This is a genomic window from Flavobacterium sp. JAS, from assembly GCF_020991455.1.
Classification (GTDB): Bacteria; Bacteroidota; Bacteroidia; order Flavobacteriales; family Flavobacteriaceae; genus Flavobacterium.
The window spans coordinates 35,399-49,513 of the sequence record NZ_JAJMOX010000005.1 but is presented as its reverse complement, the minus strand read 5'-3'; the positions used below and the strand labels follow the sequence as shown (position 1 = coordinate 49,513).

At 31.4% G+C, this 14,115-nt stretch carries 16 protein-coding genes; 9 read left to right on the top strand and 7 right to left on the bottom strand.

The window, feature by feature from the left end; translation table 11 throughout:
- Nucleotides 1–159 precede the first annotated feature (159 nt).
- Together LPB88_RS08100 and LPB88_RS08095 are read left to right on the top strand one after the other, a co-directional pair.
- The gene (locus tag LPB88_RS08100) at nt 160–768 is read left to right on the top strand and encodes a hypothetical protein (RefSeq protein WP_230714420.1); all 609 of its coding nucleotides are present in this window, start codon (nt 160–162) and stop codon (nt 766–768) included.
- A gap of 37 nt (nt 769–805) precedes the next feature.
- Nucleotides 806–1,435 carry an MCP four helix bundle domain-containing protein gene (locus LPB88_RS08095; RefSeq protein WP_230714419.1) on the top strand — a complete coding sequence of 210 codons (630 nt, stop codon included), beginning with the start codon at nt 806–808 and terminating at the stop codon, nt 1,433–1,435.
- On the opposite strand, the gene LPB88_RS08090 is transcribed toward LPB88_RS08095, so the two are convergent.
- From LPB88_RS08090 to LPB88_RS08060, 7 genes are all read right to left on the bottom strand, one after another.
- Nucleotides 1,436–1,849 carry a nuclear transport factor 2 family protein gene (locus tag LPB88_RS08090; RefSeq protein ID WP_230714417.1) on the bottom strand — a complete coding sequence of 138 codons (414 nt, stop codon included), beginning with the start codon at nt 1,847–1,849 and terminating at the stop codon, nt 1,436–1,438. It abuts the gene before it with no gap.
- 3 nt (nt 1,850–1,852) lie between these two features.
- Nucleotides 1,853–2,377: a TetR/AcrR family transcriptional regulator gene (locus LPB88_RS08085; protein ID WP_230714415.1), complete on the bottom strand. Its 525-nt coding sequence runs from the start codon at nt 2,375–2,377 to the stop codon at nt 1,853–1,855.
- 364 nt (nt 2,378–2,741) lie between these two features.
- Entirely contained in the window at nt 2,742–3,584 is an 843-nt protein-coding gene (locus tag LPB88_RS08080) for a DUF2911 domain-containing protein (RefSeq protein WP_230714413.1), read from the bottom strand.
- 69 nt (nt 3,585–3,653) lie between these two features.
- Entirely contained in the window at nt 3,654–4,316 is a 663-nt protein-coding gene (locus LPB88_RS08075; protein ID WP_230714411.1) for an HAD family phosphatase, read from the bottom strand.
- Nucleotides 4,317–4,455: 139 nt separating this feature from the next.
- Nucleotides 4,456–5,172, bottom strand: coding sequence for a ThiF family adenylyltransferase (locus tag LPB88_RS08070; RefSeq protein ID WP_230714408.1), 717 nt, complete (start codon nt 5,170–5,172; stop codon nt 4,456–4,458).
- 124 nt (nt 5,173–5,296) lie between these two features.
- A complete protein-coding gene (locus tag LPB88_RS08065) occupies nt 5,297–5,944 on the bottom strand; it encodes a TatD family hydrolase (RefSeq protein ID WP_230714406.1) in 648 nt (215 codons plus the stop codon).
- A complete protein-coding gene (locus tag LPB88_RS08060) occupies nt 5,944–6,543 on the bottom strand; it encodes a DUF1684 domain-containing protein (RefSeq protein WP_230714404.1) in 600 nt (199 codons plus the stop codon). The genes LPB88_RS08065 and LPB88_RS08060 overlap by 1 nt, the downstream gene beginning before the upstream one ends.
- 98 nt (nt 6,544–6,641) lie before the next feature.
- Between LPB88_RS08060 and LPB88_RS08055 the strand changes: the two genes are divergently transcribed.
- From LPB88_RS08055 to LPB88_RS08025, 7 genes are all read left to right on the top strand, one after another.
- The gene (locus tag LPB88_RS08055; RefSeq protein ID WP_230714402.1) at nt 6,642–7,859 is read left to right on the top strand and encodes an MFS transporter; all 1,218 of its coding nucleotides are present in this window, start codon (nt 6,642–6,644) and stop codon (nt 7,857–7,859) included.
- A gap of 260 nt (nt 7,860–8,119) precedes the next feature.
- Nucleotides 8,120–8,488: a BlaI/MecI/CopY family transcriptional regulator gene (locus LPB88_RS08050; RefSeq protein WP_230714399.1), complete on the top strand. Its 369-nt coding sequence runs from the start codon at nt 8,120–8,122 to the stop codon at nt 8,486–8,488.
- A gap of 6 nt (nt 8,489–8,494) precedes the next feature.
- Nucleotides 8,495–10,093 (top strand): M56 family metallopeptidase, encoded by a 1,599-nt coding sequence (locus tag LPB88_RS08045; RefSeq protein WP_230714398.1) that lies wholly within the window; start codon nt 8,495–8,497, stop codon nt 10,091–10,093.
- Nucleotides 10,094–10,120: 27 nt separating this feature from the next.
- Complete coding sequence (locus tag LPB88_RS08040; protein ID WP_230714397.1) at nt 10,121–10,489, top strand: BlaI/MecI/CopY family transcriptional regulator; 369 nt, start codon at nt 10,121–10,123, stop codon at nt 10,487–10,489.
- Nucleotides 10,490–10,494: 5 nt separating this feature from the next.
- Nucleotides 10,495–12,252: a M56 family metallopeptidase gene (locus LPB88_RS08035; protein ID WP_230714395.1), complete on the top strand. Its 1,758-nt coding sequence runs from the start codon at nt 10,495–10,497 to the stop codon at nt 12,250–12,252.
- Between the two features lie 114 nt (nt 12,253–12,366).
- Nucleotides 12,367–13,806 carry a serine hydrolase gene (locus LPB88_RS08030; protein WP_230714393.1) on the top strand — a complete coding sequence of 480 codons (1,440 nt, stop codon included), beginning with the start codon at nt 12,367–12,369 and terminating at the stop codon, nt 13,804–13,806.
- Nucleotides 13,807–13,895: 89 nt separating this feature from the next.
- Nucleotides 13,896–14,036 (top strand): SsrA-binding protein, encoded by a 141-nt coding sequence (locus tag LPB88_RS08025; protein WP_089354517.1) that lies wholly within the window; start codon nt 13,896–13,898, stop codon nt 14,034–14,036.
- The last annotated feature ends 79 nt before the right edge of the window (nt 14,037–14,115 follow it).

Below are 14,115 nucleotides of genomic sequence, written 5' to 3'. Positions count from 1 at the left end.
GGAACGTAAAAAAACGAATTATTATTTACTACCTATGAGATGTTCCAATGGAACAATTATAGTCAGATTAGCAATCTTTTAATTACTTTGTAATTCATCTATTCAGTTTTTGTAATAAAAAGTACTATTTTAGTATTCGCCAAAAACAAAACTACATAAATGAAATATTCAGAGGAAATACAAAAACTACTTCCCCTAGGCTACCTTTACCTGGTAATATTAGGAATATTAAAAGAGAGCCTTTTTTATTATCAATTCGGAATAAATATTTTGAAATATTCTACAATTATGGACATCTTAATTAGTCCAATTGCAGAGTTCACTTCAAACCCATTGACATTAGTATTCGTAGTCTTTTTGTTTGTATTTCATTTTTATTTACCAAAACTATTACTAAAATATAAAGACAAAAAATCGCTGCAAAAAGTGTTCGAACTAAAATCTACTGAAGGATTATCTGAAGAGGCAGCCAAAAATTATTACACTTTTGTTTCTTTCAAAATGTTTGCCATGATATTATTATCATTTTTCATCGGAACGGGAATTGGTAATGGCTATTTTGCTATGGAAAAAATTAAAAATGGTACCGTAAAATATAATTATAAATTGAATTATAACAGTGGAGAATCAGAACAAATTTATCTCATAAACTCCAATAGCATTTACTATTTTTATGTTCAAAAAGGAAGCAAAATTATAAAGATCGCACCTGTTGCGGCAATAAAATATATAGAGAAGGATTTAAAATTCGGATTCATTGCTCAATAAGAAGCTTACTTTATAATCAATTTAACAACGCATCACTATGAAAGATTTAAAAAAATACAGCAATAAAACTAAAGCTGCTTACATTTTATTGGTTGTGATGCTTTTAATTTTGCTGGGAAATTTTAATACACTTCAGAATTCAAAAAACGTAAACGAAAATATCAATGCTATTTTTAATGATCGCTTGGTTGTAGCACATTATATTTTTCAATATTCTAAAGAGCTGCATTACATAAAATCCGAAGCCGAAAAACTTGACTTAAGCGATAATACCAAAAAAATTGAAATCATTCATACATTAGATATCATTCATAATATTGATGATTTGTATGCAAAAACGGTTTTAACAAATAAAGAGAAACAATATTTTGACGCCTTTTTAATTTCTTGTAAAGAAATAAACAATCATGTTGCCAGTAAAAACTGGGGTAAAATTGTAGCCTTAAGTCAACAAGCTATAACTACATTAGAATCCTTATCTCAAATTCAGATTCAGGAAGGGAAAGCAAAATTGGCAAGCGCAAATGCAATGTATAACAAAAATAATAGTCTTGGACAATTGCAAATTGCGCTGCTTATCATTTTAGGCGGAATCACTTTTTACCTCTTAATTGTAAAGAAAATCAAGAGAAATATCAAAATTCCGGAACCGCCAAGTCTGAACTAATTACCTGAATTTTCTATCTTCCTCTTTAATTGCAAGATCATTTATACTGGCAAATCTCTTTTGCATTAATCCGTTAGCATCAAACTCCCAGTTTTCATTTCCATAGGCTCTAAACCAGTTTCCGTCAAGGTTTTGATATTCGTATTCAAAGCGAACAGCAATTCTGTTTTCAGTATGTGCCCAGTATTCTTTTTTTAATTTATAGTTTTTTTCCTTTTGCCACTTTTGAGTTAGAAAACGAATAATTTCTTCCCTCCCATTTACAAATTGATCTCTATTTCGCCATTCGCTGTCTACAGTATAAGCCTTCGAAACTTTTTCCGGATCCTGACTGTTCCATGCATTTTCTGCTAACTGAATTTTTTCTAATGCCGTTTCATACGTGAAAGGCGGCAATGGTAATTTCTGTTCCATTTTTTATAAAATTAAAGTTTGAATGATTTTTTTAGATTGTTCTATCAGATCGTTTGATTTAAATAACTGACTTTCAACAATACAGCTTTCAAAAAGTAAATAAACATGATCTGCGAGAAGCTCATTATTGAGAATATTATTAAAATAATTGCGTAGATCTAATTTATGGCTTTGAATTACACTAAGCACTTTTAGATTATCCGATGGAATTTCGGAAAGTATATTTAGAAAACTACATCCTCTAAAATTCTCTTTCTGATTCATAAATATCAAAAAATCAAAAGAGGCCAAAACTCTGGGTTTTGAATCTTTTTCGTTTAAAGTGAATTTTTCCAATTCATTAAACCAAAAATCATGACGCTGATTAAGAAAAGCTACACATAAATCTTCTTTTGATTTAAAGTGCTGATAAAAACTTGCTTTTGCCACTTTTGCTTCCTCAATAATCTGATTTATACCCGTGGCGTTATATCCTTGCTTGTGAAATAACACTGAAACAGTATCTAAAATTCTTTCTTTTGGTTGCATTTGTATGATGAATTAGAAGTACAAAGATATAAAAAATTCAAAACAAACAGACAAGTCTGTCTATTTTATTAAAAAACTATATTGTCATGTCGAGGGACGAGAAATCTTCGCAAGTAACTCCGTAACGATAATCCAATCTTTGTCGAGCTTCTCCCGAAGATTTCTCGTCCCTCGAAATGACAAATACAAGGGGTACTTTGCGGTGTTTCTTGTGTTTTATCTTTGTCAAAGTTTAAAACTTTAACAAAGATAATCGCAACTTAAACCCATAAAAAAAATCCAAATTCTAAAACTTCTAAAAGCTTTGGAATTTGGATTTTTATCCCGAGTATCGGGAATTGGAATTTAATAATTCAAAGAATTATTATCTGCTCCATTCAGCAATACTATCTTTATTCAATTTTACGTAATCTTGATTGTTAGCAGCTTCTGCGGCAGCAAGTGAAGCTTTTGCAGTTTCAACAGCTCCTTTTTTATCACCTTGTTTTGCCTGAATCTGAGATTTTAATCTTAAAATAAAGTATGGTTTTTCAGTACTCATATCTAATGATTTATCTACATAAGTTCTGGCTGTTTCAATATTTCCGTTTGATTGAAACAAATATTGAGCAGCAGCAAAATAGTCATTTGAACTTGGTCCGCCTAAAACTTTCTCGATACTAGCTGTAGCATTTTTTGCAGTTGGAACTTCAAATTTTAAAGCAACATGAGAGTTTTCCCAAGCCATTTCTAAATATCCAAAATTAGGATCTAAACTATTAATACCAATTGTAAAAGTCTCAACCGGAGTTGGTAATGCATTCTCTTTTACAGTAGTTCTTAAAGCAACATAAGCATCGCTCCAGTTTTCAGGCAATCCCCAATTGTCAGTAGAAAGATAGAAAATTACTTCCCAGCTTTCGATTTTAGGAATAGTATAAATTGCATATTTTCCTTTTTTCAAAGTTTTACCATCAATCACAACATCATCACTAAAGTTAATGATTGTGTTTTCATTAGCTCCAGTTCTCCATAATTTACCAAACGGAACCAAATTTCCGAATACTGCTCTACCTCTCGCGCCTGGTCTTGAATATGTAACTTCAACATCAGTCAAACCAACTGTTTGTTTAATATACCCTTTCGGACTCGCTTGTGGTGTTTTTATCTGTGCTTCTGTAGCAAAAGGAGCCAAAATAATGGCTAATGCAATAAGTAGTTTTTTCATGTGTGAGTTTATTTTGTTTGTTCAAATTTACAAATTCAATTAGGTAACAAATGTTAAATTTAATATAATTCAAACACCTAATTCTGATATTTTTTGGGCGTTTAATTCGTTAAAATGATTGATAATCAAATCAGCATCAGACAAGTCCTGCAATTTAGAATGATGACTGTTATACCCCACACAATAAATCCCTGCTGCTTTTGCCGCTTTTACTCCATTTGTACTATCTTCAATTATGATGCAATTTTCTTTTGGCGCTTTTGACAACGAAGCTGCATGTATAAAAATCGCCGGATTGGGTTTTGATTGCGGAAAATCTTCGCCACTCACAATATCCGTGAAATATTGATGCAAATTGAATCTTGTAAAAACACGCTCAATCGTTACTTTTGATGCAGATGAAGCCAAAATCAATTGTATTCCGTTAGCATACAAATCTTTAATCAAATCCTCTACACCTTCAAGCAAATACAAATCTTCTTTAGTATCAAAAGCATCGTTAAAAATACTTCTTTTTCTCTGAATCAAATCTTCTACTTCATGCTCTATTGTTGGGAAAAACCCCTTCAAAGCCTGAAAAGTATTACGTGTCGAAAATCCGGTAAACGAAGTATACATTTCTTCGCCTACTGTAATATTCAATTCTGAAAATTGTTTGTAATAAGCATAACGGTGAACTGGTTCAGTGTCTACAATTACACCATCCATGTCAAAAATTACTGTTTTAATCATTTTTTTTAAAGGTACTAAGGTTCTAAGTTTTTTTGTTTCTTTTGTTTCAGGTTTCAAGTTATCTGTTTGTGGTTACTTTGACGAAGTTCCTACATATCCAAAACTTGAAACCTGAAACAAAGAAAACCTGAAACAAAAACTAATCTTTTTTAAGCAAATGACGGATTACTGTTTCAGCAACATGAAGACCAAATAAACCTGGCATATAACTGTTTGTTCCGTAAAATGATTTTTTGAAGTTTTTTCCGTCGGTTAGTTTTAAGCTTTTTTCATCTTGAATTTCTGATGAGAAAACTACTTTTAATTTGTTGATTTTTTCAACTTTTAAACGCTTTCTGATGGTTTTAGAGAAATAACAGTTTATTGTTTTAGAAATATCTGTAACTTTTACTTTTGAAGCAAGCATTTTTCCGCCAGCACCCATACTACTGATAATTTTTACTCTTTTTCGTTTTGCAGCGATAATCAAATTTATCTTTGGAGTAATACTATCAATACAATCCAAGACATAATCAAACTCTGGCGAAACGATCTCAAAAGCTCTCTCAGGAGATAAAAATTCCTGAACGCGAGTCAGTTTCAATTCCGGATTAATATCCATCAAACGATCTCCAACAATTGTAATTTTTGGCTGACCAACCGTTGAGTGTAAAGCAGGTAATTGTCTGTTAATATTTGTAATATCAACCACATCGCCATCAACAATTGTCATACTTCCTACTCCTGCTCTCGCTAAAAACTCTGCTGCAAATGATCCAACTCCTCCTAAACCTACAACCAAAACATTTGAATTTTGTAAGTTTTGCAATCCTTCTTTAGTAAATAAAAGTTCGGCTCTTTCTGTCCACTCTGCCATATCTAAATTATTGTTTTTTTATTTGTGTTCTTTTTGTTTTTTTTGTTTCAAGTTTCAGGTTTCAAGTTCCTAAATTGTCGCTAGCTTTGTCAAAGTTTTAAACTTTGACAAAGCTTTTCGACCTTTATTTCTCAAATACTAGTCTAAAATTACTTAAAATAATATCCTGTAATTCTTTGATTGTTATATTTTTATATTCTGAAGCTAATTCATAAACTTGCTTGATATTCTCTTCAATCGTATCTGTTTCCAGAAAAAAACGATCGTTTGGAATTTCTTTAAAAACCGTCTTCAATTCATGATTTCTAAGTAAATGTTTTCCAAACGAAATATAAAATCCTGCTTTGATAAGTTGTTCTGCAATTTGGCTATTTTTAGAAAATCCGTGAATAATCATCGGAACTGAAATTTTCATTTTTTTTCTAATAGCAATTACTTCCTGAAAAGCCGCGACGCAATGAATGACAACCGGTTTTTGATATTTTTCGGCTAGAGCCAATTGTTTTTCAAAAACTATAATTTGCTGTTCCAGCGGAATTTCGATTCGTTTGTCTAAACCACATTCGCCAAGCGCAAGACAATTTTTAGTTTGTAATTTTTCTTCAATAATTTTCAAATCGGTATCAATTTGATCTTCCTTAATATACCAAGGATGAATTCCTATCGAGTAATACGGAATTGAAGCATCAAATTCTTGCGGATATTGATTGACCAACTCCAAAATATTGGATTGATTTGTAAATTGATGAGTATGAAAATTAAAGAATTCCATTAATGAAAATTTTTCACTCCGGCTTTAATCTCCACATTCAAATCGTTCTCTAAAGGAACAAGCGGACAAGAATATTTATGATTATAGGCACAATATGGATTATAAGCCTGATTAAAATCTACTGCAATTGTATTTCCCTTTGGAATTTTTAAATCAATATATCTTCCGCCAATATAACTTTCTTTACCGCTGGTCAAATCTGAAAATGGCAAAAACAAATGATCTTTATACGCTTCTGTTTTTGAAAGTTCAATGCTTCTGTACACATTCAGTTTCAAAGCAACACCATCTAACGTAAAATATAATGTTCCGTATTTGATATATTTTGGAGTTCTTGTTCCTGTCGTTTTCATTTCAAAAACTTTCTCGTTTTGTGCTTTTTCAAATTTTGCAACAACAAAATATTTACCTGATATTGGGTAAAAATCTAAAGTTTTAAAACTCTTTAAATCTTTTTCCATCAACGGACTTGTCTTAGCATCAGCATATTCCGAATTGATTGTATTCTGAAATTTTTTGGCATCATTTTGGTCAAATTTCTTTTGGCTAAAGCCAAAATTAAATACCAACATTACAACAAATGCGATTGAATTTTTCATCTTAGAAATTTTCCACAAAAATAGTTTAAAAGTAACAATGCGACAACCACTCTAAGTGACAAAGTTTCCTAACTTTGTTGTAAATAACTTATTTTATAATGCTCAAAACTGCTTTTAACCATTACATCAACAATTTTAAAGGATTTTCAAGAGAAATTTGGATACTTACAATTGTCACTTTTATCAACCGTGCAGGAACAATGGTACTTCCTTTTTTATCAAAATATCTAAAAGAAGACCTTCATTTTACTTATAATCAAGTAGGTTGGATTATGGTAGCCTTTGGTCTTGGATCAATGTTAGGTTCTTGGTTAGGCGGAAAATTATCAGACAAAATCGGGTTTTACAAAATCATGATTTTTAGTTTATTTACCAGCGGGGTCTCGCTTTTCTTTGTACAATATATTACGACATTCTGGGCGCTTTGTATTGCTATGTTTGTTTTAATGACTATTGCAGATATGTTTAGACCGGCAATGTTTGTTTCGTTAGGAGCTTATGCAAAACCCGAAAATAGAACACGTGCCTTAACTTTAGTACGTTTAGCGGTAAATCTTGGTTTTGCTGCAGGACCAGCTTTAGGAGGTTTAATTATTATGGGAATTGGTTATTCTGGTTTGTTCTGGGTTGATGGTGCATCGTGTATTATCTCTATTTCAATATTTGCGCTATTGGTTAAGGAAAAGAAAAAAGTTGTTCATGAAGATAAAATGGAGAGCGCTGCAGAAATAAAATCGGTATTTCATGACAGAATCTTTTGGGTATTTTTATTTGTTAGTTTCGTTACGGCAATGATTTTCTTTCAGCTTTTTACAACTCTACCTTTATATCATAATGAGAAATTTGGTTTATCAGAGTTTCAGACCGGGTTATTAATGACTCTAAACGGGCTTTTAATCTTTGCTTTAGAAATGCCAACGGTTGGCTTTATGGAGAGAAAAGGTTTCCCGAAAATACGAATCATTATTCTGGGTTCATTTGTCATGGCGTCAAGTTTCTTTTTATTGCTAATTAATGTTTGGGCAGGAATTTTGGTAATCAGCATGATTTGTATATCAATTGGAGAAATTCTAACCTTTCCTTTTTCGAATGCTTTTGCGTTAAGTCGAGCACCAAAAGGTCAGGAAGGACGATATATGGCGCTTTATACCATGAGTTTTAGTTTGGCTCATATTATTAGTTCTAAAGTCGGTTTCGAAATTATCTCTCGTTTGGGTTACCAAATCAACTGGCTCTTTATGGCTTGTATTGGAGTTTTTGCAACACTTTGCTGCTTTTGGATAAAAAAAGCATTAATCCGTGAGAAAATTGGTTAAAATAGATTACTTATAAAATTTTACAGCAAAGTCCGCTAAGTTTTTTTTACTTATTGTGACTTAATAAAAACGCAAAGTTCGCAAAGCTATATCTACACAAAGCTTTGCGAACTTTGCGTTTTTATTGATATTCATAGATAAAAAAGCTTAGTGCACTTTGCGGTTAAAAGATCAATCAAACGAATTTTTTAGTTAAATAACTATTTTTATAGTTGTGTAACTAGAAAAATAGTTGTAGGTTTGAATTAAAATTAGAAAACATGCAAAAGTTAACCAACAAAGAAGAAGAAATCATGCATATTTTATGGAAGCTTAAAAAAGCTTTTGTAAAAGAAATTCAGGCAGAAATAACTGAAGATCAACCGCATTACAATACACTTTCGACTATTGTACGAAATCTTGAAGAAAAAGGTTTTGTGGGACATAATGCTTTTGGAAATACGCATCAATATTATCCTGCCGTTACGCTGGAAGCTTATAGTAAAAAGTTTATGAATACTGCTATTGATAATTTCTTTAACAGCTCTTATAAAAATATGGTTTCATTTTTTGCCAAAGAAGAAAAAATTTCGGCGGCCGAATTACGTGAAATCCTGGCAATGATTGAAACTCCAAAAGAAGAAAAATAAGCATTTATGGAAGCACTATTTATATTTATAGCAAAATCAAGCGGATTGTTACTTTTATTTTTTTGTGCCTATTATTTTCTACTGCGCAAAGAAACATTCTTTAATAGTAACAGATGGTTTTTATTAGCCGGTTTAATTACTTCTGTTGTATTGCCTTTTTTGGTTTACACAAAAGTAGTCTGGATTAACGCTGCTACTATTTCAAATATAAATTACTCAGAGCTTTCTCCTTTAAATACAGAAAATAATTCTTTTGAAGTTAATTGGAATCTGGTCTTTATTGCTGTTTATATAGTTGGCTTCATTGGTTTTTTAATCAAATTTGGCATCGACTTCTACAGTTTAAACTCCATTCTAAAAGGAAAAAAAATACAACAACAAGCTGATTTTAAGTTTATAGATGTAAAAGAAAACATTGCTCCTTTCTCCTATTTTGATTATATCGTTTACAACTCATCAATGTACACGGAATCAGAGTTAGAGAGTATTCTGGAACATGAAAAAGTTCATAGTGATCAAAATCATACTGTAGATGTTCTTATTTCGAGAGTCTTTTGCATGTTGTTTTGGTTCAACCCAATAATGTGGTTCTATAAAAAAGCAATTGTTCAAAATCTTGAATTTATTGCAGATAAAGAAGCTGCTCAAAAAATATCAGATAAAAAAGCATATCAATACACGCTTTTAAAAATTACGACACACGAGAGTTGTCTCGCTATTACCAATCATTTTTATCAATCATTAATCAAAAAACGAATCGTTATGTTAAACAAAAATCAATCAAAAAAGAGTAATTCATGGAAGTACTATGTTGTAGTTCCAGCTCTTGCGGCATTTGTATTATTATTTCAAATCGAAGTAATTGCAAAAGAAAAAAGAGAAACCACAACTGCGGTTTCTAAAAAAGAGATCAAATCTGTTGATGTTTACAAAATCAAAAAAACAACTACAGATCAGGACTTAAAGGTTATTGCAGAAAAATTAAAATTAAATCACAATGTCGATTTTACAATTGCAGAATTAAAACGAAATTCTCAAAACGAACTAATTGCAATAAAACTACATGCGAAAATTGGCACTGAACAAGAACAAGAATATGAGGTTCTTGGTGACAAAGGCATTAAAGATTGCGGAATTATTATCGTAACGGATGAAAATGGTTCTAAAAAAATCAGTTTAGTTACCGATGATAACAAAGTAGGTGATGCTAAAACTACTGATAAAGCAAATAAAATTGAAATCGTAAAAGTTCAAAACTCTAAAACCAACACTGATGTTAACATTAATTCTAATACTAGCACAAAAGCTGATTGCAATGTTAATACCCTTACTAGCACTGTTGTAAGCACTAACGTAAACGGAAAAACAAATACCAATACAAATATTACTGTAACCAATAATAATGGTCAGCAGACTATAAAAATAAACTCTGACCCATTGTACATTGTCGACGGAGTAGTAATTGGTCGTCTAAGTTCAGATGAAAACAAATCTCTTGACGATCTTAATATCAAATCAATGAATGTCTTTAAAGGTCCAGAAGCTATTGCAAGATACGGAGACGAAGGTATAAACGGAGTGATAATTATTGAAACTAAAAAGTAATTTCAATTACTCGTAAAATCTAAAATCATGCAAAAGCTAACCAACAAAGAAGAAGAAATCATGCACATTTTATGGAAGCTTAAAAAAGCTTTTGTAAAAGAGATTCAAATAGAAATTACTGAAGATCAACCGCATTATAATACACTTTCGACTATTGTTCGTAATCTGGAAGAAAAAGGATATGTGGGGCATAATGCTTTTGGGAATACACATCAATATTACCCAATTGTAAGTATTGAAGATTACAGTAAAGGCTTTATGAGTACAGCGATTGATAATTATTTCAATAGTTCTTATAAAAGTATGGTTTCATTTTTTGCTAAAGAAGAAAAAATTTCGGCGGCAGAATTACGCGAAATCCTGGCAATGATCGAAACTCCTCAAGAAGTTAAATAACCATTATGGAAGCTCTTTTTATTTTTATCGCAAAATCAAGCGGATTAATGCTATTGTTTTACTGTGCTTATTATTTTTTACTGCGCAAAGAAACTTTTTTTAACAGCAGCAGATGGTTCTTGCTAGCCGGATTAATAACCTCGATTATATTGCCTTTTTTGGTTTATACTAAAATAGTCTGGATCGATCCGGTCGCAATACCAGTTTCTGATGTAAATTATTCTCGAGCCTATAGCCCGCATCATGCAATCGTGCAGGAATCTTTTGAGATTAACTGGAATTATGTCGTACTAGCTATTTATTGCATCGGGTTTCTTGCCTTGATTATAAAGTTTGCACTTGATTTTTATAGTTTAAACTCAGTCTTAAAAGGTAAAAAAGTACACCAACAAGCTGATTTCAAGTTTATAGATGTTCGTGAGAACATTGCTCCTTTTTCTTATTTTGATTATATCGTGTACAACTCATCAATGTACACAGCTGCAGAATTAGAGAATATTATTGAGCATGAAAAAGTGCATAGTGATCAAAATCATACTGTAGACGTTTTAATTTCGAGAGTTTTTTGCGTACTTTTTTGGTTCAATCCAATTATTTGGCTGTACAAAAAAGCAATTCTTCAAAATCTTGAATTCATTGCTGATAGTGAAGCTGCCAAGAAAATATCAGACAAAAAAGCGTATCAATACACGCTTTTAAAAATCACAACACACGAATCATGTGTTGCAATTACCAATCATTTTTATCAATCATTAATCAAAAAACGAATTGTCATGTTAAACAAAAATCAATCAAAAAAATGGAATTATTGGAAGTATTATGCCATACTTCCGGTACTAGTTGCTTTTGTACTGTTGTTTCAAATTAAAACCATTGCACAGGAGAAAAATCAGCCTCAGGAAATTTCTAAAACTAATGATTCAGATGATATTTATAACATTAATAAAAATACAACTGATCAGGAACTAAAAGTAATCGCTGAGAAACTAAAAAAGAATCATGATGCAGATATTGCTGTTTCTAATATAAAGAGAAACTCTAAAAATGAATTAATAGGGATTAAAATCAACATTAAAAAAGGAACTAAAGAGGTTCAAACTATTGAAATTGATGGTGATGAAGCTATAGACAGCTTTGCAATTTCCGTTTCAACTGAAAAAAACGGCATTAAAAAAATTGGTGTTGTTACAGATACAGAAAATATCAAATCAACTAATTATGAAGATCGTGTAGCAGAAATCGCAAGCTATAATGACTCAGATAGAATGACTCCTCCGGTTCCTCCTACACCTCCTGCAACACCAGAATTACAGCCAGCACCAGTTGCTCCGGTAATGCCAGTATTGCCAAAAGATTTAGAGCTACCGGCTTCGCCAAATATGTCACATATGCCAAAACCTCCTGTGCTGCCAAGAAACACTTCGGATAAAGTAGCTATGAAAGATTTTGACAAAAAGATGGCAGAATTTCAGAAAAAAATGGACGCATTTCAACCGAAATTGGACGCTTATCAAAATCAAGTAGAAGACATTATGTCAAAACGTGAACTTGTTTATGATAAAGAAATGGAAAAGTATGAAATCGCTATGGAAAAATTTGGAGCTGAAATGGATAAATATGGCGCATATATTGACCAGCAATTTGGAGGAGATTTTGAAAAGAAAATGGAGCAATTTGAAAAAGACATGAAAGTGTATGAGCAAAATATGAAAGCACATGAAAAAAACATGAAAAAAGTGGAGAGAGATATTAAAAAATCTTAAATCCCAACAAAAATCATATTTAGAAACTTCTTAAAGATAAAAACCAGTGTTTAATACCACTGGTTTTTTAATTTATTATAAAAAGAAAAAAGTCAACATTGATACCACAGCAAAATGAAAAAATCAATCTTACTATTTTTAATTGGAATTAACTTTTCTTGCATTGCGCAACAAAACGCTTCTTTTTCTGAAAAACAAATACTGGAGCTAATGGATAAAAATGCCTTGGTTTTGCTTGAAAATTCAAAAGCTAATTCTATCTCTATTGGTATCGTAAAAGACGGCAAAACCTATACGAAACATTATGGAGAAATTGACAAAGGAAAAAACAATCAGGCAAATAATAATACGGTTTTTGAAGTCGCTTCGATCACTAAATTGTTTACAGGATTATTGATAGCGCAAGCAGTTTTAGAGCAAAAAATAAATCTTAATGATAATATTAGAAAATACATAACAGGTTCTTATCCTAATTTAGAATATCAGGGCAAACCTATTAGAATTAAAGATCTGGTTTCTTTTAAAACCGGCTTCAACAAAGACTTACCCGATACCTCAGAATTAAGAAAAAACCCGAACGACAGTAGTTATATTGGCTTTAAAAAACTAGATGATTCTTATTCTCGTGAAAAATTCTTTCAAGATCTAAAAACAATAAAATTAGATACTTTACCGGGGACTAAATTTAAATATAGCAACGGAAGTGTTCAATTGGCAGCGCATATACTGGAAAATATTTATCATAAGAATTATGAAACATTGTTAAAAGAAAATATTTTGTCAAAATTAAATATGACATCGACAGAATTAAATCCTGATAAAAATACAGTTATCGCCAACGGTTATAATGGTAAAAAATTAATGCCAACTATTTCAGACAATCTCTGGGGTGCAGCCGGCTATTTAAAATCTACTTTAGGTGACCTTACCAAATTCATTGCTTTTGAATTAAATACCAAGAATAAAATAGTTCTGGAATCTCAGAGAAATCTTCTGGATTCTGATAGTGATTGGAACGGTTATTTCTGGGACGGTATTCAAGTAGATAACAATGGTAGAAACTGTTGGAAACACGGCGGCGCTTTTGGAACACAAAATATGTTTTTAGTCTATCCGGAACGAAATTTAGGAATTTCAATAATTGCAAATATCAGTAACGAAAAGACTTCAAATGCATTAGGAAATGCCGTCGTAAGTTTATCAGGTGAATTGTTAGCTAAAGCCGATACGGAAAAGGAAATTTACGGTTATTCAACTACTTCTGAAAATATACTATTTAGATATGTACATGATAAATCACTTGATGCAAGTTTGGTGAAAAGTGTTTCAATAGCCGGTTCTTTTGACAATTGGAATCCAAAGGATAAAAACTATCAAATGGTCCGAAAAAACAAAAACACATTTGAACTTTCGGTTCCTAAAAGCCAATTTGAAAAAGACAAAACCAACATGTTTAAATTTGTAATTAATGAAACAGGCTGGATTCAGGCTCCAAAAAACGCCTTAAACGTAGAGAATGGACCTGACAAGAATTTGATTCTAAAAACGGAATAAACATTTAATTTTCAATACTAAACCAATCAAAAAGACTTTGCATAACCGCAAGGTCTTTTTTTATATCTTTGCAAAAAAATTAACCTACTATGTATAAAATCTTAGCCAAAATCAACAAAATTCTTTTGCCGAGTTTTACCAAGCAAGGTTTGGATATTTCTAAAGCAAAAAAATGGCAAATGGCAATTATAGGTTACCGGGCTTTTGTTACAAAACGCGCTTTACAATAAATATAAAATATCTTTTAAAAAGTTGAATTTACCTTCAGCTCCCCTTTTTTCTTAAGAGATAAAAGATGTTTCTTTCTTG

What these genes read in the sequence shown, in the direction of transcription:
- LPB88_RS08100 (WP_230714420.1), top strand. Translation starts at nt 160, where the DNA reads ATGAAATATTCAGAGGAAATACAAAAACTACTTCCCCTAGGCTACCTT.
- LPB88_RS08095 (WP_230714419.1), top strand. Translation starts at nt 806, where the DNA reads ATGAAAGATTTAAAAAAATACAGCAATAAAACTAAAGCTGCTTACATT.
- LPB88_RS08090 (WP_230714417.1), bottom strand. Translation starts at nt 1,849, where the DNA reads ATGGAACAGAAATTACCATTGCCGCCTTTCACGTATGAAACGGCATTA.
- LPB88_RS08085 (WP_230714415.1), bottom strand. Translation starts at nt 2,377, where the DNA reads ATGCAACCAAAAGAAAGAATTTTAGATACTGTTTCAGTGTTATTTCAC.
- LPB88_RS08080 (WP_230714413.1), bottom strand. Translation starts at nt 3,584, where the DNA reads ATGAAAAAACTACTTATTGCATTAGCCATTATTTTGGCTCCTTTTGCT.
- LPB88_RS08075 (WP_230714411.1), bottom strand. Translation starts at nt 4,316, where the DNA reads ATGATTAAAACAGTAATTTTTGACATGGATGGTGTAATTGTAGACACT.
- LPB88_RS08070 (WP_230714408.1), bottom strand. Translation starts at nt 5,172, where the DNA reads ATGGCAGAGTGGACAGAAAGAGCCGAACTTTTATTTACTAAAGAAGGA.
- LPB88_RS08065 (WP_230714406.1), bottom strand. Translation starts at nt 5,944, where the DNA reads ATGGAATTCTTTAATTTTCATACTCATCAATTTACAAATCAATCCAAT.
- LPB88_RS08060 (WP_230714404.1), bottom strand. Translation starts at nt 6,543, where the DNA reads ATGAAAAATTCAATCGCATTTGTTGTAATGTTGGTATTTAATTTTGGC.
- LPB88_RS08055 (WP_230714402.1), top strand. Translation starts at nt 6,642, where the DNA reads ATGCTCAAAACTGCTTTTAACCATTACATCAACAATTTTAAAGGATTT.
- LPB88_RS08050 (WP_230714399.1), top strand. Translation starts at nt 8,120, where the DNA reads ATGCAAAAGTTAACCAACAAAGAAGAAGAAATCATGCATATTTTATGG.
- LPB88_RS08045 (WP_230714398.1), top strand. Translation starts at nt 8,495, where the DNA reads ATGGAAGCACTATTTATATTTATAGCAAAATCAAGCGGATTGTTACTT.
- LPB88_RS08040 (WP_230714397.1), top strand. Translation starts at nt 10,121, where the DNA reads ATGCAAAAGCTAACCAACAAAGAAGAAGAAATCATGCACATTTTATGG.
- LPB88_RS08035 (WP_230714395.1), top strand. Translation starts at nt 10,495, where the DNA reads ATGGAAGCTCTTTTTATTTTTATCGCAAAATCAAGCGGATTAATGCTA.
- LPB88_RS08030 (WP_230714393.1), top strand. Translation starts at nt 12,367, where the DNA reads ATGAAAAAATCAATCTTACTATTTTTAATTGGAATTAACTTTTCTTGC.
- LPB88_RS08025 (WP_089354517.1), top strand. Translation starts at nt 13,896, where the DNA reads ATGTATAAAATCTTAGCCAAAATCAACAAAATTCTTTTGCCGAGTTTT.